Here is a 16,187-nt window from a genome sequence, read left to right on the forward strand (position 1 = left end):
CTGGGGCAGTCCACTGATCAATTGTGTTTGGTTGCATAAGTTGGGGTGGAGTTGATACACATCGATGACCCTTATGGGGGTATCAATGTGCATGGAAAATGCCGTATATGGATTGGCATGTAGGTCTTTTTAAGGTGGCGAAATAGTTATTACTGTAGATCCACTGAACTCACCAGGTTGAATATCGCCACGCTTAACGAGGGTAGAGGTGATTGTTAGCGGTGCGGACTGGCCTTGTGTAATCGGTACGGTAATACCCGTCGTGGCATCCTTGCCATTGACTGTGATCTTGCTATATAGGCTGCCATCCTTATTGAGTCGTACGCCGTAGGCATCGGTCTGGGATGTCGAGACAATCAGAGTGCTTGCTCCCTTACATTGCACGTCGACCTGCGTCGAAGCGGTAGCCCCTTCCACGGCATTATCAACCAGCCTCATATGGTCGATTACGGAATTTCCTGTGAAGTCACACTGCAGTGAAGGAGCCGCTACCTTATAACACGTCCCCATCGTACCTGGAAAATAGTTGTTGTTTGCATTAGTTATCAAATATGCAAAGCCTATACAAATGTCAGGTGATACCTTTTTCGAATCTACAAAAATTGACCCGCTGAGTGGTAGCCTAAAACCCTGTTTGGTCAAATCTTGAAGCAGCGTTAGCATGCTGGCTTTCTCATTATTGTAATAGGGCACAGTCCAGCTGGCGTATGATCCTACAGCATTTGTGTTGTAGCGTGCATTTAATTGGATCATGCACCTTGTGACTTTCTCGTCCCACGACACGGAAGAGCTACAAGGGCTGCGCGTGTTGCTAGTATCCCAACCCGTCACCTCAAAGTAATAACGTACGCCACCTGGGACGTACTCACTTTTTGTCGTGGTAATCGAGATATCGCCTGCTTGGGCCGACATACCCCAAAGTAGCATTCCTGCTAGTGCACAGCGCAGCTCCGTCATATAAGCTTTGTTCATGATGATCACTCGTAACTCAGGGCAAAGGTCAAGGAGGCCTCGAAGTCGCCTTGTCCAAGCGTGCGATTGGCTAGCACTTTGGGTTCGCCTTGCAGGAAAGTATTGAAACTGAGCAGGTTTTCACCGCGAGTCAGCTCGCCCATGAGATGGCTTTTGTTAAGCGGTAGCGGCTCGCCCGCCAGGGTTTCCAGCCCTACCAGCAGGCCTTGCACGGTTGTGCTTCGCAACTCCAGAAATCCGGGTAGTTCGCTGCTCTCGTTGCCGCTGAAGGATATGTGGACCGTACGCTTGCCGACGTCCAGATCACAGTTCTGCAGATGCAGATCAATGGGCTGACCTTTGGTCCTACCATTGATGTAGAGGTCCTTGTTGATCACGCTTTTGAAGTCAATTTCAATCATTCGATCCTCCTCAGCGAGAATGCAAGGCTCGTTCACCAAGGTCCCGGAAAAGTACAAGTTGTTTTCTGCTGCCTGGAGCACGGGTAGCCACAGGCTGATGATCCAGATACCAATGTTTAGGGTCCACTCGCTCATGGCGTCTCCTAGTAGAGTTCGGCCACCAAAAGTGCCGAGGCGGTAAATTCGGTGCTGGGCAACGCAGCGCCGATACGTTTTACCGGCACGGCTTCCAGCTCGGTGTCTGTAGATGCGGAGAGTTCAATTTCTTGCGGTTCGTTTGGCCTCAATACTTTGCCACCAAACAATACCTTAATACCTAAATCGCTTTGTGAGGTTTCCAATGCAGAGGGGTCGAATTCTGCGGGCATAGCCTTGAGAGTCAAAGTCGCATGCCACATGAAATTTGATCTAGTAGATGTGGCCTGGCAGTTGAATTGGTAAGGGATTTTCTGTCGATATCGCTCGCCATCGATGCGATTGACGGCGATATTCTCTGTGAAGCGTACGTTTATACGGCCATCCTTGTCGCTTATGGTGCAGATAGGAGGAGCTAATATGATACCGCTGAATTCCATATTTTTAGCGTCGACGTAAGAGAAGGGGAGTGCGGAAGTCATCATGATTGCTAAGATGCGATTCAGGATTCTCATCGATAGTCCACCAACAGTGTGGCGCTCGCCTTGAACTCGCCAGTCTTAATCTCGCCAGTGTCGAGTTTGATTAACATGGCCTCTAGGACTGGTTGCTTGCGCGTATCGAAGTTGGACCAAGTATTGATTGCCAAACGCTTGCCGTCCTTTATAAGGGCGACGCCTATATTTTCATGGCCGGGTATCTCGAGTGCCGAGCCGTCTAACGCGGGGTTTCCGAGTATTTGCATACGCAACTCATTGGTCGCCGAGCGAGTGCAGTCGAGCGTGTAATTAATAGTTTTGGATATGGTCGAACGGTCGATCTGAGCACCGTATACCGGGCCGAAACTCGTCTTGATGGGCGCGTTCTTATTGATTACGCAGGGCATGGCCGCATAAACGATACCTTTGATGGTTATAACTTTCTCGACAGCCTGAGCCATGGAGCCATAGCCAAGTAGCAGTGCCAAGAGTGCGGGGCGTGCTCCGGTCATGACGTTAGCCTTAGTCATATGCTAGGTTCACATTGAGGCTGGCCCGGAAGGCGCCTGGGCGTAGCGGAGCGGCGGTACGCTCGGTGCGAATGGAGTAGGTCAGCTGGCTATCGCCGGGGGAGACGAACCAAGCCGGGGCGGTGCGGCCTAGACGTACGTCATTGCCTTGTACATCGAGCAAGCGCAGGCCGAAGCCCTCAGCGCCAATCACCTTGATCAGCCCAGGTGTGTCGGCATCTACTACTGCGTTGAAGGTCACTGCAGCCACCGGTTCGATGGCGCTCCAGAACAGCGAACCTTGCTGCTCGTCATCACGGCCGCCGTCGCTGCGCACGCAGCCTTGCAGCTTCAGATGCAAGGCCACGGGCGTGCCTTGGTCGCCCACATGTAGCAGGCGCGCGGTGCCCAATTCGCCCAAAGACAAGCTTTGGTAGGCGGAGCTTGGGTCCAAGTAGCAGGCACTTTCAAGTAAGGTGCCGCTCACCTGGATTTCGGCCGATCTTGCCGGGGTAGCGGCATGAGTGGTGACACTGGCGCAGCACAGAATTGCTGTCACGGATATACGGAGTCTGGGCTTCATCATTGGCCCTCAGAGGCACAAGTAATTGAACATCAGCGTTTGCCAGCCACGGGGCTTGCGGTGCAGATATTGATTGCGCAGCTGAACTGCAGCTGTGGGCGGCCGCCGTAGTCATTGACATAGGTCAGCACTGGCTTGTCGCCTAGCACTTTGCTGCTCACGCCTAGGTCGAGTTGGCCCCTGGGTTCGATCATCAGTGGCTTAAAGCCGGTTGCTCCGTTTGCCTTGGGGTCACGCGCTGCATCAATCAACGTGACGTAATAGGGCGTTGGGTTGTTCACTAAGTAACGGTCGTTCTGGCGGGTGAGGGTCAGTTTTTCCTGCCAGGAGACTTCCTTGATGCCAGTACGTGGAGTAATTGCTGCGGGCCGGTAAAACAGCTTGACCCTTGTTTGCAGGGCGATTTGCAGAGTGTTGGGTTTGTCGCTGCGTGGTGGGATCTCACGCAGGTTGAAATAGAACAGCGATTCGCGGTCCTGGGGCAATCGGGCCAGCTCCGGCAGCCCCTGAATTTTCACCTGACTGTTGGCTCCGGCTTCCAGTCGCTGGATTGGCGGTACCACTACCAGTGGGCTAGTGATCTTCTCGGCCTGTTCGTTTTCGATCCAGGCTTGGGCTAGGTATGGCAACTGGGTATTCTGGTTGCTGATGTTTAGACTGACCGATTTCTCGCCACCGTTGAAAATTACCCGGGTGCGGTCCAGCGATACAGCGGCCAGGCTGGCTTGTGCCGCGCAGGTGCTCAATAGGGTAAGCAGGATCAATGTCGGGTGTTTGTAGCGCGTGTTCATGAAGTTCCCTAGTGTAGTGAATCAAGCGGTGGCGTTAACCGGATCGCTGGTCGGAAGACACAGCAGCTCCAGAGTTTGATTGGGCGAAACTACCTGCTCGGGTAGGGTGAATTGGCAGCGTTCGCTGCCATCCCAGTACAAAGACATGTGCTCGCCCGGTTTCATGCCGCTCAGATAGGTCGAACCGCCCTCACCGACAATGCCGGTTTCTTGGCCGCGGCTGTTCTTTACCGAGGCTCCGAAGGGCGGCGCACGGTGGTTGCCCATGCGAATCACGACCATGGCCTTGTGGCCGGCGATCACATCAAAGCGGCGATAGCCAATTGCGCCTTCGGTCAGGGTCGCTTGGGTGACTGACTGCGTGGCCTCGACGTCATCGGCCAAGCTGTCCAGCACTATGCTGGCTTGGTTGCGGTAATAGCTGTTGACGTCGGTGACAACGGCCTTACCGAAACGATTGGTGCGCGTGATTCCGCCGTTGCCGCGAACAGGAACGTCGGCAACGCCTTGGGTATCTATCAGCAGTCGGGTACCGCCCATGATGTTGCTACGGTGTAGTGCTGCGCCTTGGCGGGTAATTGTCGCACCGCCCTGGAGGGACAGCCCGGCCGCGGTGTACTCGCCGGCTTGGTAGCTTGCGCTGGCCACAACCTGTGCCAGGTCGCCGTCATGGGATAGGTAGCCGCTGGCAGTTTGACCGCTTGAGGCCTGGCCTGCGCTGACCATGTAGTGGTTGCGCTCATCGATCCGATCGTAATAACTCAGGCTATGGCTGGCGTCGCCGCGATTGACAGATGAGTTGTAGCTGATTGAGCCAGTGTTACCCCAAGGGATACTCACCGATAGATATGCGCCGTCATCGGAGGTGCCGTTAGCCCTGTTCTGGTAAGCGGTCAGCGACAGGGTGAGATTTTTCAGGCCGCCAACATTGAAGTAGCGAGACAAAGACAGGCTGTAGCGATCGCTGGCCTGGCTGTTCCAGTATGTCTGGTGGTTGTAGTTGAGGTACAGGCTCAAAGCAGAGTCTCGAAACTGCTTGCTCAAGGTCGCGGTATACAATTCTTTGCTATGGTTCAACGAACGACTGCCACGGCGGGCTTCAATGAATTCGCCCATGCTCAGGTAGTTCTGCTCGGAGAATCGGTAGCCCGCGAAGGTGATCTGGCTGTCGTACTCATCGAAACGCTTGGAATAGCTGGCACGGTAGGACTTGCCGCTGAGCGTGTCGTCCTGCAGCGTCGCGCGCGACTGGGTGACATCGAACGACAGCGCACCGAAGGTCATCAGGTCACGGCCCACGCCCATGGCTAGCGAACCGTAATCCTTGGCACCGAGGCTCCCGCCATAGAGCGACCAGCCGTTGCTCACTCCCCAAGAAAATTCTCCGGTTGCGAACGCAGGCCCATCCATCTGGTGCTCCCAGTCGGAGGGCTTGCCAGCGGCGAGCTTGTAGCGAACCATGCCGGGACGTGTGAGGTAAGGGATGCTAGCGGTGTCTAATTGGAACTCTTGGACGCTGCCGTCTTGTTCTTCGACGCGCACGTCAAGCTGGCCAGAGACCGCATCGTTTAGATCCTGGATACGAAACGCTCCCGGCGGTACTTGGGTGTCATAGAGCACCCGGTCTTGTTGACGAATCACCACGCGCGCGTTGGTCCGCGCCACGCCAGTGACTTCCGGGGCATACCCCCTGAGGTTGGGAGGTAACATGCTGTCGTTGCTGCTCAGGTTGGCGCCGGTGTAACGGAAGCTGCCGAACAGGTTGGAGTCCAGATAGTCTTCACCGACGATCAGGCTCGATCGCAGTGACGGTATTGCACGCAATGCATAAAAGCGGTTCCAAGCGAACTGATTGAGCGATGGCTGGTCGTCACTGCGTTGCATCTGCGTATGCCAGTCGCCTCGCAAACGCCATGCACCGAGGTTGACACCGGCGGTGCCGTTACCACTAAAGGTATCGCTACGACCTTTGCCATGCTTACGCTCGGTAGTTTGGGCATTGAAGTTGTAGTCCAGCAGCGCACCGGTAATGCCTTCGTCCCAGCGTGAGGGGGGATCCCAGTTCGGTGCCGTGTATTCTAGCTGGTCTTGAGGAATGCTAAGGTAGAGCGCCGAAACGCCGAGGTCTCCACGGGCCTGCATGCCCGGGACGCTGCTAAGGTTCAGGCAGGCGCCATCGTGCCACCAGCTCAGAGACTTGATGACATGCGCTTTGAGGCCCAACTCGTTGACCAAGGCCGGCGAAAGACAGGCTACGCTACTCTTAGGGTCGTCATCGGCTGGAAGATAGTCGATGGCGTATTCCGTTAACGAGTCGCGGTTCACGTGTACCAACAGGCTGTATTGGCCGGGCATGATGAAGTTGGCCGACGCAAATACTCCAAGATCAAGGTTCGCGCGATCCTTGACGTCTAGAACATCGATATTGAATTGGAATTCTTCGGCTGCACTTGCCCACGCCGCGGCACAGCACAGTACCGTGGCGGTCAGTAACTTATAGTGTTCCACGTGACTAAATCCTTGAGCGAAACTGCAAACTGAGTACTTGCAGCTCAGAAGTGCTGAATACTCAGTTTGATCGTGGCGTGATAATCGCCCGTTTCTAGTGAATCTCCGCTGCCGACTAGCGTCAGCGAATAGTTGAGTAACAAACTATCGGCATTATCGGTGCTGTGCTCAATCGACATGCCGGGTGAGATCAACTTACCGTGGTCATCTTCCATCCGCAGTGCTATGCCCTTGGCGGCGCCATGAATGGCGAAGTTTTTACCATCAGACGGACCTTCAAAGGTTAGCTTGAAGTGTTGCAAAGGCGCGATGTCGTGTGGTGTGGCCGATGTCACGCAATCGCTGATGTAGATATTTAGCGATTGCCGGGCTGAGCTATTACCACTTGTCAGGCTATTGAGCGACAGTGGGTTGAAGGCAACTGTCTGATTATCATTACCCATACGGATAGTGCAGGCGCTGTCGACAATGCTCCCGGTCAGTTGTACGCGTCCCTTTAACACATCGGCAGCAAAGACAGGCGCGCCCAGCGTGCAGAAGGTTAGTACCAGTGCGCTTGAGCGAATCATCCAAAACTCCGCTAGTTCACCCGCAGCACGCAGGCATGCGTACTGCGGGTCACTTCAGTGACGGCGTCCGTTACTGATAGGCGAGGGTAAAGTTAGCAAAAGTTTCGAAATTGCCCGGCACGATTTCGGCAGGCTTTGCTTCGCCACCGCCACCCTGAGTGACCATATCGCCTTGCAGATAGGCACTGAACTGCAGGAAGGTATTGCCATCGCTCAGCGTCTGGGCAGGCGACGCCTCGCCAAGTTTGATCAGCGCGCCGGAATGGTCGGCAATGGCTAGGCTTGCACCCTGTGCAGTACCTTTAATTGCCAGCAGGTCAGGGTTGGACGCAGGCGAACCGGTGAATGTGGCAGTGGCCGACTTCAGGGCGCCCAGCTCACAGCCGCGCAGTTCGATCTTAAAGTTCTTCGGGTTTGACTTGCCGCCGTTCTTTAGAGCAGCGTTGGAAATTTGATCAAAATCCACTGTTTGATATTGCGACTCCTGAGCGATGGAACATGGCGCATCGACAATGGCGCCCTTGAAGGTAATTACACCGCGACCCTGATCTTGAGCAAAGCTGGCAGCCGAAGTTGCTGCCAAAGTGACTGCCATAATTGCACCAGTCAACGAACGAAATTGCATTTGAAACTCCTAGGTGATGTTGTAATGCGTAATGAGAACTCAATGGAACAGGTTCTGCTAAATGCCTGAGTGCCGTTGAGTGAGTGATAGCCTAGAAGAAGAAACCGAGCATGTAATCAAGACTGCGCTGTAAGAGGGGCAAGAAATGTCTTGAATAAACTCCAGACGAGTCAGTGCTGGCAAACTAGCCTGTTTTTTAACAGTCCGTCTTTCTGCCAACGCAGCAAGTTTTGGCCATGAGTTAGATGGGCGTCTCCGATTTCGAATATGCAGGTAGGTTCAAGCAGACTTGCCGTGAGCGTTTCCCGGCAGAGTTGGAGCGGGTCGTGCCGTCGAGCGCAGTGGGCACGTTGATCGAATCGTACTAAGCCGGGCCGGCGCCTTGTATTGGGCTGCTGGCAAAGGTCGGGTGTATAGGATGTTGACGTGCTGGGAGCTGGGTGTAGAGCTGTTTGACAGGGCCGGTCGCCACATCGCGCTCAGCGATGCGGGTCGTATCTACATTAGAAGTAAACGATGCACTGGCATGCATCTGCGATGCTACGGTGCAAGCTATCGCTTACTGAAGCAGAGGCGGCTCAAACCTTTGGCTTGAGTGATTCAGGGCGCCAACACAGATCGACTCCGCCTTGGCCTTGATTTTTTGCCGACGACGCATCTAACCCAAGCGGTTTCTCCTGGAATTGGTGTTGGCTTGGTACCTAGTTTTCTTGTCCGTGATGAACTGGCAAACGGCACGCTGAGGACCCCCTTCGAATCGATTTTACCCACTGGTACCGCCTGTCTCCTGGTTATCCCTCCTCATAAAGCTGCATACCGACCAATGGCAGTTTTTCGCGATTGGTTGATCGGGTTTGTCCGTTTCCTTACGTAGTAGGTGAGTAAGGTGGTTAGATGATAAGAATGCCGCAGTCGCCTTCGCTTTGCGCGCAATCGCAGGATCATGTAAGTGAACGGTGATATACACGCTAACGCGCTCCAGCGCATCTCGACGCCCCGCTTGAACCAGTCAGTGCTAGCCAACCCCTATAGGCCGATTGAGAAAACCTCGCAAACCAAAAAGACCATGAAATAAATGGCTCTAACTATAAGGGAGGCAGAGGCAATTTGCTTTCATGAGACCGTTATCCATCGCGTTTTAATAGAAGCTGCTGCAGTCAGTGAAGAACTGAACCTAGTGGCGTCGCTTTAATCTTGTTTTAAATGATTAAACAGGTAATTGGAGTTGGGAGGGAAATACTCTACGTACTTCGCTTGTTAAGTTCGTGGCGCGCCCGCACGGGCTGGTTTTCCATCGGTGACCCTAATTATTTTGCGCGCGCAATCACCGTTGCCGAGGGATTTAATGCCTCACAGGTGGCCTCAATGCTTTGCAGGGTCTTATCGTCATCGCGTGGCGGCAGTTGAAATTTCAGACGGCATTGTTGATCCGGGCTATGGCCCCAGCGCAGTTGAAGTGAGCCCTTCTCGGACATACCGCGCACATACAGTCGACTTGCCTGTCCTACGATCCCGACAGATTTACCTTTCTCATCCAATACTTCGGCGCCGAACGGCAATGGCAACCCTTTGGCATCTACTGCATGGATTATCAGACTGCGGCCGGTGAGGGTAGGGAAGGATAATTTGACGACCGCACCGCCGTAGGGTGCTACCTGTAAGCTAGTCTTTACCAGTTCCACATCAACGGAGGTACCCTGTGGATCCAGTCCGACTGTATTCTGCGAGTAGGCAGAAAGATAGGGCACAACAGCATACCCATGACGATCTATTCGAGCACCTGATACATTTGTAATCCGAGCACCTTCTGCCCCTTTCGCTTCAATCAACGCCATAGTTTCTCCGTGTTGAGGACTCAGAGTGACCCCCCCACTATGTGCAACTAGTGCGCCAGCTAAACCAGCGGATGTTTGGCGATAACCACGTCCTTGGCTATAGGCACCATTGACAGTGGCTTGAGGTAGTCGATATTGCGCATTGCCAGAAGCGCTTCCACCATTCCGGCTGTCTCTGCTAGAGCTAAGTCCATAAGCGAAGTTATTGTCGGCGCCAGCCGTACCCGATAACCCTACCTGAGCAGTGCTGTAGCCGCTATTATTATGTGACATCGCACTGGAAAAGGTGGGAGAGTGACTTCCGCTTCCAATTGGCATCGTCAAGGTCAGGAAGTATTCAGTCTCGGATCTGCCAATTGCATTTCGGTTACGGGCCGCGGAGATTCCATAGTTCACATCTCTCCAACTATTGTTGTATCCCGCACGAAACTGGGTGTCGCGCCCTTTAACCTCCCAGTAGTCACGGGTGGAACCGCTTAGATAAAAAGAACCGCTGAGCAATGGTTGCGTCACTGACAACTCAAAATTACTTCGCTGACGGCGTAGAGCCACGCTTTTGGCATACTCACGAGCCTGTGAAGTGCCACGCAAATCACGTAAGCCGCTGATCGGCGTATCCCGAGCAGGATTATAGTCAGCAACTTTAATGCTTCCGGTATTTTCATAATCATAAGCCGTCAGCGCTTCGCGAAGCCCTAAATAACCGGACGTTGAATAGCGGTATGCCGCGATTGAAAGACTTGTGCTAGTTTCCGTAAGAAGTTTGCTATAACCGAGTTTTAGGCTCTGTCCGCTCAGTGTACCGGATATTGGCAGATTCGCATTTGAGTGGGTGAGGTCTACTGAAAAGGCGCCATAACGTGTGTTAAAAGCACCGCCGACCAGCATCGCCTGATACTTCGATGAAGCCTGTGCACCCGTGTATCCGGTGAGTAGGTTATTAAAGCCGTATTGCAGAGTTCCTTCAATAAAGGTTGGCTCGTTATCAAGCAATTGTTCGCGGACTTGACCTGTGATGACGCTATAACGCCATGTCCCAGGTCGCATTAATTGGGCGACAGAGGCATACGGAACACTAAAGCTTTGCACCTTTCCATCAGCCTCGTTGACTTTTACTTGTAAATCACCGCCATACCCGCTGGGGTACAGATCATCAATTACATATGGACCTGCTGGAACAGTGTCTTGGTAGAGCAGTATGCCGTTCTGACGAATCTCCACCAGAGCATTTGTATTGGCGACGCCACGTACCACGGGTGCGTAGCCCCGTAATGAGTCAGGAAGCATACGGTCATCAGATGCCAAACGCCCGCCGCGATATCCGATGCTGTCGAAGAGTTCGCCACTGGTAGTGCTATCCCCTAAGGTAATTTGGCTACGCCATTGAGGAAAAGCGCGCTGCAGGTAATTTGCAGATGTTTGCCAGCGACGCGGTGCTCCGCTCTGCCAGTTTGCAGAGGAGCTATGACGGAACTGAAAACCACCTATGTTGAAACCAGCATTGAGCCCCAAATAGGATGTATGACTGGTTGTACTTTCGCCGCTTCGTTCATTGTTTACTTGGAAAGTATTGAAGTTGTAGCCGAGAAAACCGGCAGTTATTCCATGATCCCAATATTTAGGATCAACGTAGCCCCGTGCCGAGTGGCGGAGTGCGACCTGTGGCAGCGTTAAGTCCAAGCGAAGGTCTGCGGGGTGATAATACATCTGAGCTTGCGCGACCCAGTCCTCGATACGTCCGCAGTCGCCCTCCGGGACGACTTGGCCGACTAGTTTGCTACTTTCAGCTCCGAAGCGCTCCAGTTGATCATGTGTAAAACAGGGCAAGACTAGCTGATCGGAACCCATCACGCGAAAACTCACCGACTCTCGACCGACCTTATTGCCATTAACAAAAACATCAACTGGATATATCCCAGGCAATGTTTGACTGGCTTTCGAGAATCGTGAAATATCAAAATCTTTATTTCCGACGAGGAAGCTGCGATTGAAAGTGTCTTTGACAGTCTCAGTTGCTTGGCTATTGACAGCAAAGGTGATAAGCGATGCGACCATTATTAGGCGCAAGTCATCGCGCGGACGCATTGTATTGTGCCGAGGAGACAGTTGCATAGTGAGTTACCGTGAATCTGCAAATAGCGCCCTGCAGATCGATCTAGTGAATGACTGTTAGAGTTCAAGCCTGGTTTTTTTTGAAACTTTAGTACCAAAGTCGTTTATGCTTTCAAACGTAACAATGGCACTTTTAGTTGGCTCCTGAGTAAGGCCAGGCATTGGGAAGCGAAAGGTTGCTCCGGGCGCAACCATACCGCCTTGAGTATTGGTGTAAGAATGGCCATCCAAATTAAGTTCAACGTTGCCAAATGACACGTGATAGCTCGTAGGATTACTGCACTCTAGGTCCCAACTTTGACCTAAATGCACTACACGCCAGAGCAATTTCGTCGGCGCCTGAGCTGCGTCATTTTCGTTAAGCCCTTGTGGGCGATAAAAAATTTTGACGCGCGTGCGAAATGACATTTGTAAAGTATTCTGAACGGCTTTTTCGCCGGTAGGCGAAGGGGGAATTTCCAAGACATTGAGCCAGAATACGGACTCGTTTTTTTGACTCCCTGCTTCAGGCGTAGCCATAAGCCTAAGAGTCTGCCCCTCGCCGGGCTCAATTCGTGTTACTGGAGGGGTAAGAAAGAAAGGCGCAACACTGTTCTCCGGCAACCCTTTAGGATCGCCACTGTCGACCCAAGACTGTACTAGCGAAGGCAAAGTGCCGTTGTTGGTCAATCTGACCGAAACCTCTCGCTCGCCACCAGGATAGATGACTCGAGTACCATTCATGACGACACTCGCATGCGCGCCCCCAACAAGCTGAACTGCCAAAGTTATTAACCAGAAAAGACAAGTGGTAAAAATCTTCATATATTGACTGCTGAAATTTAAAAGTATCTTAAAGGAGCGACCAATTAAGTTGTTCGCTCCTCGCATATCAATTGTAGATCAATGTGTAATTGACTCGACTGTTAACGTTGCCCTCGGTTACTGCGCCGATCGCTTTGTACTGAACGGCATATGGCAGACTAACAACACCCGTTTTTGGAACGATTGCTGACTTACTGCTGGATTTGGTCAGCGCCGACCCAACTACTATGGGAGTATTGTCTGCGTTCAATAGCTCCAGCTGAACGTTTGTAGCGTTGCCATTACCCGCATCGGCGATTAATCTTCCTGTAGCTGTATCGACCGTCGTGCCGGGTTCAAAGTAAGTAGTGACAGTGCCAGATGTCGGATTGCAAGCAGTCAAGTTAATGGTAAATGGGGTGCGACCAGCTACAGCGCCCGCCGTTTGCAAAGTAGCGGTTGATACAGTCGGTAGATTGACGCTGAAGTCTTTAGTGCTGTTAGCATTGATAGTACATGTCTGACCGGTAATCCTGCCGGTGAATTCAATCTTGCCGTCATAGGCGTTGACATATTGAATGCCAAAAAACATGGAACTAGTCAGTACCGTATAGAGATAGAGTTTTTTCACAAAGTAATCCTTTAGGCTTCAGTAGGGCCCGAATAGTTGTTCAGATTAGGCGAAAGTGGCAGCATGATTAACTGAGTACTCCCACTCCGCACGGCGTAAAGTAATACATGGCGAGGAATGGATAAGTAGGAAATTTCCTAGCGTTTTCGACAAGGACAGAGACGTGGCCACAGGCCATCCAGATAATCAGCATCCGAATATACTGATTTAAGGAGCCGTCCTACCGGGTGGAAGGCTCTATGAGCGTCGTAGAGGGGCAGCCATTTAGCAAGATCTTCTATTAGCCGATGCCGAAACGATCTACTCAGCCGGCCTGCATTTATGTGAAGGTGCTGCCTAGCCTGATACAGTTATCCGTGGCCTCAAACTGAAGTCGATAACCGTTGAATATTTGCCAATCAGATCGTGGAAGACCGGTGCAGCGACATGCTCCAAGTCGGGTCAGCAACTGTCACAAACGTAAACTTTGGCACCATAACATCAAAGTGAGTGGTAAGGTTTTATAGATCCGTGGCGTAGTTGTCAGTATAAGCAACAAGGTTGTTGATACCCAAGCCTCAAAAACTTTCGCCACCCCGACAGAGTGCTACGTTTGAAGAACGTATCAACATTCACACCCGCTAAAAAAATTTGTATTTGTCAACGCATTCATCAAAACTGGTGCTTGAGGATCCATTTCCACAGGATAGCCAGTAGACATCAAACATCAGTTGGCAAGTCGCTCTTCTTCATTTGCTGCTTTTATTAATATCCCTTCGTGTTTTTTTCTTTCCGCCACCCACATGCACTTTCCTGTTGTTCAGATTTTTTATGTGGCCTAAGTGAACCTTCGCTATTCGTAGGTAAGGGTAAACATCATCGACGTATTCGCCTGACCTGTACCAATACTATCCCGGATTTTGATATAGGCTGCTTGAAGCGGGATGCTGAAATTGCCTCCCGCGCTGCTAAGGTTACTAATTTCATAGGAGTGGTTGTACATGATAGCATTGCCGGTTGCGCTCAATAGTTGAAGCCCCACACCTTCTGCGTGACCCATTCCGGAATCGAGGGCAACCACGCCGTTTACAGAGTCTAACACCTGCGAGGTTGGCTCGATCTGATAGGTAATTCGGTGTAGTCCTGAAGGGCAATTATCGAGGGCAATACTGAAGGCTTTCGGCTTGGTTCGAGAGCCTATTCCTTGAAACTCACTAGTCTGATGTTCGCCCATTTCGACCTGTACATTAGGAGTGCTGCAACTGGTCTCCCTAATTGTGAATACTCCACCAAAACTGAAGCTGAGGAACTGGTAGTCGTTTGATTGTATATAGTGGTAGGAGCCACTTGGCAGTTGAGCGCCCGTGATAGCTCCCGAAATAGCGCGCGCCTCTATCTTGACCAGTTCGTAGCTTATAGAGTTGAAAGGTGGTATTAAAAAATAAAAATCATAACCAGGTTCATCAAGAGAGCTGGGAAAAAAATGGCCCGCTATCGCCATACGGAAGCCCACGCCTGGAATGTTGGTGCGGAACGTCGTTGGCCCATAGAACCCCATCGGGCTAGTAGGCTTAAAAGAATGGGTTACGATCGGTCCGCTGTCACATCTCGCTGATTTTGCATCGGCCGGAGCATACTGGTGATTACCTCTGAAAATTACGGTACCTACTGGAGCGTTGCGGGGAATTGTAATATCACCGGACAGTGGAATAGTGAGCGTAATAGGTCTAACCCAGCCAGACTCCCACCAGTGGGGGTCATACCTACATGCTGCCAATGCTGCCTGTTGGATAGAAACTAACACTAGAAGTAGAAAGGCACAGACTAATAAGGTATTTTTCATAGAGGTTGGTTACATATAATTAAGCTTGGAGCGAGGCGGCGTTTTACTTCGCGCAGCCGTGGCTAGGCATAGGCTAATATTGACCAGTAATCATATATTCTGTAAACGCATCAAGTAATTTAATTACCTAACCAATATTTATCATGCACGTTTACAGCCGAACGGCGTGCCATGGTTTGGTCCTTAAAATTTCAATACACCCATATTTTCATCGATTCAGGATGAGGATTTATGTAGGATTTTTCCTACTATTCATCTTGAGCGGTTGCGGACTGGGCTATCGTGTTGCGCATCGAGCTTGCTCACCGCCGATCTTGAATGCCTGCCGAATGAGCTCGGCGCTCTGACAACCGCCATTTCCCTCTGCCCGATCAATCCCTCCTTTTTTCTAAAAGTCTCCCCAGGTTTGTCGTGATGCCGCTCGGAAAATTCCTACATATTGGTGGGAATTTTCTCTGGAATATATGGTGCTGATGAATGTCCGGACAGGGCATTTTTGACCAAAAATTATTGGTTTGACTGACCGTTCTTCGAGGTTTTTTGAGGAGCGCTCATTCGAATTTTTTAGATTCGGAGTGATAGCTTTTATGGCGTGGGTTAGCTTGATAGATATTAAATCTGGAAAATTGGTGGAGCAGGCAACGAGCAGGACCATCGCTGTAGGCAGACCCAGTATCGTAAAAATCTCGTTGAATCCTGAAATGCTCAAGTCGACTTCCCGGGCGGGTAACGATTTGGTCATCGTGCTGAAATCCGGTGAGCAGATTGTGATCGAAGGCTTTTTTGTTGTGTCGGCTGACGGGCTGCACAATGAACTGGTCTTGGAAAATGAAGGGAAAATCTGGCACGCGCTCTACAAGCAAATTCCGGAATCACTGTCTCTTAAAGAGATTTCCAATGTAGATGAGCTGCTAATTGCGGATGGTGATAACACATTCATGTGGCTCATTGGCGCGCTCGGACTTGGCGGGGCAGTAGCCCTGGCTGGTGGGGGGGGCGGGGGCGGGGGCGGGGGCGGACACGGTGCCCTTGGAGCTACTAAGCCGACTGTGCCTGTAATCAGTTTTGATACCCAGACTAACAAGCTCGTTATCCAGGGTCGACCTGGCGCTGTATTTGAGGTTAAGGGGAAGGGGGGGCAGGTTCTTGCCTCGGGTAAGCTTGGCAATGACGGGCGCGCAGAAGCTCAACTGTCTGCGACTGCTAGTCACCAAATTATTAAGGCGACCCAGACGGCAAATGGTTTGCAGTCTGATCAAACTTTGGCGCTCAGCTTGCCACTGATGAAGCCGACACTGGGGACAGTAGATGCCGCTACCGGTAATGTGCCTATCACTGGCAAACCGGGTGCCACTGTGCATTTGCAAGATCAGAGTGGCAAGCCGATTGGCAAGCCAGTCATCTTGAACGATAAAGGCGTAGGTACAGTGAC

The 16,187-nt window shown here is 51.8% G+C and carries 15 protein-coding genes; 2 read left to right on the top strand and 13 right to left on the bottom strand.

Features of this window, described 5'->3' with window-relative positions; translation table 11 throughout:
• Positions 1-129: 129 nt before the first annotated feature.
• From BMZ57_RS29235 to BMZ57_RS17690, 9 genes are all read right to left on the bottom strand, one after another.
• Positions 130-972: an MrpH family fimbial adhesin gene (locus BMZ57_RS29235; protein ID WP_139136470.1), complete on the bottom strand. Its 843-nt coding sequence runs from the start codon at positions 970-972 to the stop codon at positions 130-132.
• Positions 973-977: 5 nt separating this feature from the next.
• A complete protein-coding gene (locus BMZ57_RS17655; RefSeq protein ID WP_069673059.1) occupies positions 978-1,508 on the bottom strand; it encodes a fimbrial protein in 531 nt (176 codons plus the stop codon).
• 8 nt (positions 1,509-1,516) lie between these two features.
• Positions 1,517-2,023, bottom strand: a complete 507-nt coding sequence (locus BMZ57_RS17660) for a fimbrial protein (RefSeq protein ID WP_069673058.1) — start codon at positions 2,021-2,023, stop codon at positions 1,517-1,519.
• Entirely contained in the window at positions 2,020-2,499 is a 480-nt protein-coding gene (locus tag BMZ57_RS17665) for a fimbrial protein (protein ID WP_175439667.1), read from the bottom strand. Before BMZ57_RS17665 ends, BMZ57_RS17660 begins: the two co-directional genes overlap by 4 nt.
• A gap of 10 nt (positions 2,500-2,509) precedes the next feature.
• Complete coding sequence (locus BMZ57_RS17670; protein ID WP_367889333.1) at positions 2,510-3,082, bottom strand: fimbrial protein; 573 nt, start codon at positions 3,080-3,082, stop codon at positions 2,510-2,512.
• 29 nt (positions 3,083-3,111) lie between these two features.
• Complete coding sequence (locus BMZ57_RS17675) at positions 3,112-3,870, bottom strand: fimbria/pilus periplasmic chaperone (RefSeq protein WP_069673056.1); 759 nt, start codon at positions 3,868-3,870, stop codon at positions 3,112-3,114.
• A 21-nt stretch (positions 3,871-3,891) separates the two neighbouring features.
• Positions 3,892-6,378: an outer membrane usher protein gene (locus BMZ57_RS17680; RefSeq protein WP_139136468.1), complete on the bottom strand. Its 2,487-nt coding sequence runs from the start codon at positions 6,376-6,378 to the stop codon at positions 3,892-3,894.
• A 44-nt stretch (positions 6,379-6,422) separates the two neighbouring features.
• A complete protein-coding gene (locus BMZ57_RS17685; protein ID WP_069673055.1) occupies positions 6,423-6,947 on the bottom strand; it encodes a fimbrial protein in 525 nt (174 codons plus the stop codon).
• A 70-nt stretch (positions 6,948-7,017) separates the two neighbouring features.
• Complete coding sequence (locus BMZ57_RS17690) at positions 7,018-7,572, bottom strand: fimbrial protein (protein ID WP_069673054.1); 555 nt, start codon at positions 7,570-7,572, stop codon at positions 7,018-7,020.
• A gap of 595 nt (positions 7,573-8,167) precedes the next feature.
• Between BMZ57_RS17690 and BMZ57_RS17695 the strand changes: the two genes are divergently transcribed.
• Entirely contained in the window at positions 8,168-8,446 is a 279-nt protein-coding gene (locus BMZ57_RS17695; RefSeq protein ID WP_074900570.1) for a LysR substrate-binding domain-containing protein, read from the top strand.
• Positions 8,447-8,879: 433 nt separating this feature from the next.
• Here the strand turns inward: BMZ57_RS17695 and BMZ57_RS17700 are convergent, their stop codons facing one another.
• From BMZ57_RS17700 to BMZ57_RS17715, 4 genes are all read right to left on the bottom strand, one after another.
• Positions 8,880-11,519, bottom strand: a complete 2,640-nt coding sequence (locus tag BMZ57_RS17700; protein ID WP_083266258.1) for a fimbria/pilus outer membrane usher protein — start codon at positions 11,517-11,519, stop codon at positions 8,880-8,882.
• Positions 11,520-11,576: 57 nt separating this feature from the next.
• The gene (locus BMZ57_RS17705) at positions 11,577-12,323 is read right to left on the bottom strand and encodes a fimbrial biogenesis chaperone (RefSeq protein ID WP_074900584.1); all 747 of its coding nucleotides are present in this window, start codon (positions 12,321-12,323) and stop codon (positions 11,577-11,579) included.
• A 67-nt stretch (positions 12,324-12,390) separates the two neighbouring features.
• A complete protein-coding gene (locus BMZ57_RS17710) occupies positions 12,391-12,933 on the bottom strand; it encodes a fimbrial protein (protein ID WP_217628729.1) in 543 nt (180 codons plus the stop codon).
• Between the two features lie 832 nt (positions 12,934-13,765).
• Positions 13,766-14,755 carry a fimbrial protein gene (locus tag BMZ57_RS17715; protein WP_083266257.1) on the bottom strand — a complete coding sequence of 330 codons (990 nt, stop codon included), beginning with the start codon at positions 14,753-14,755 and terminating at the stop codon, positions 13,766-13,768.
• 515 nt (positions 14,756-15,270) lie between these two features.
• Here BMZ57_RS17715 and BMZ57_RS29550 point away from each other — a divergent pair.
• Positions 15,271-16,187, top strand: a 917-nt coding sequence (locus tag BMZ57_RS29550) for a BapA/Bap/LapF family prefix-like domain-containing protein (RefSeq protein ID WP_175497154.1), incomplete at its 3' end; no start/stop codon positions are given.

The sequence above is a fragment of the Pseudomonas simiae genome (genome assembly GCF_900111895.1).
Classification (GTDB): domain Bacteria; phylum Pseudomonadota; class Gammaproteobacteria; order Pseudomonadales; family Pseudomonadaceae; genus Aquipseudomonas; species Aquipseudomonas simiae.

Excerpts from the sequence above, each read along its gene's own strand:
- BMZ57_RS29235 (WP_139136470.1), bottom strand. The coding sequence starts at position 972 with ATGAACAAAGCTTATATGACGGAGCTGCGCTGTGCACTAGCAGGAATG.
- BMZ57_RS17655 (WP_069673059.1), bottom strand. The coding sequence starts at position 1,508 with ATGAGCGAGTGGACCCTAAACATTGGTATCTGGATCATCAGCCTGTGG.
- BMZ57_RS17660 (WP_069673058.1), bottom strand. The coding sequence starts at position 2,023 with ATGAGAATCCTGAATCGCATCTTAGCAATCATGATGACTTCCGCACTC.
- BMZ57_RS17665 (WP_175439667.1), bottom strand. The coding sequence starts at position 2,499 with ATGACCGGAGCACGCCCCGCACTCTTGGCACTGCTACTTGGCTATGGC.
- BMZ57_RS17670 (WP_367889333.1), bottom strand. The coding sequence starts at position 3,082 with ATGATGAAGCCCAGACTCCGTATATCCGTGACAGCAATTCTGTGCTGC.
- BMZ57_RS17675 (WP_069673056.1), bottom strand. The coding sequence starts at position 3,870 with ATGAACACGCGCTACAAACACCCGACATTGATCCTGCTTACCCTATTG.
- BMZ57_RS17685 (WP_069673055.1), bottom strand. The coding sequence starts at position 6,947 with ATGATTCGCTCAAGCGCACTGGTACTAACCTTCTGCACGCTGGGCGCG.
- BMZ57_RS17690 (WP_069673054.1), bottom strand. The coding sequence starts at position 7,572 with ATGCAATTTCGTTCGTTGACTGGTGCAATTATGGCAGTCACTTTGGCA.
- BMZ57_RS17700 (WP_083266258.1), bottom strand. The coding sequence starts at position 11,519 with ATGCAACTGTCTCCTCGGCACAATACAATGCGTCCGCGCGATGACTTG.
- BMZ57_RS17705 (WP_074900584.1), bottom strand. The coding sequence starts at position 12,323 with ATGAAGATTTTTACCACTTGTCTTTTCTGGTTAATAACTTTGGCAGTT.
- BMZ57_RS17715 (WP_083266257.1), bottom strand. The coding sequence starts at position 14,755 with ATGAAAAATACCTTATTAGTCTGTGCCTTTCTACTTCTAGTGTTAGTT.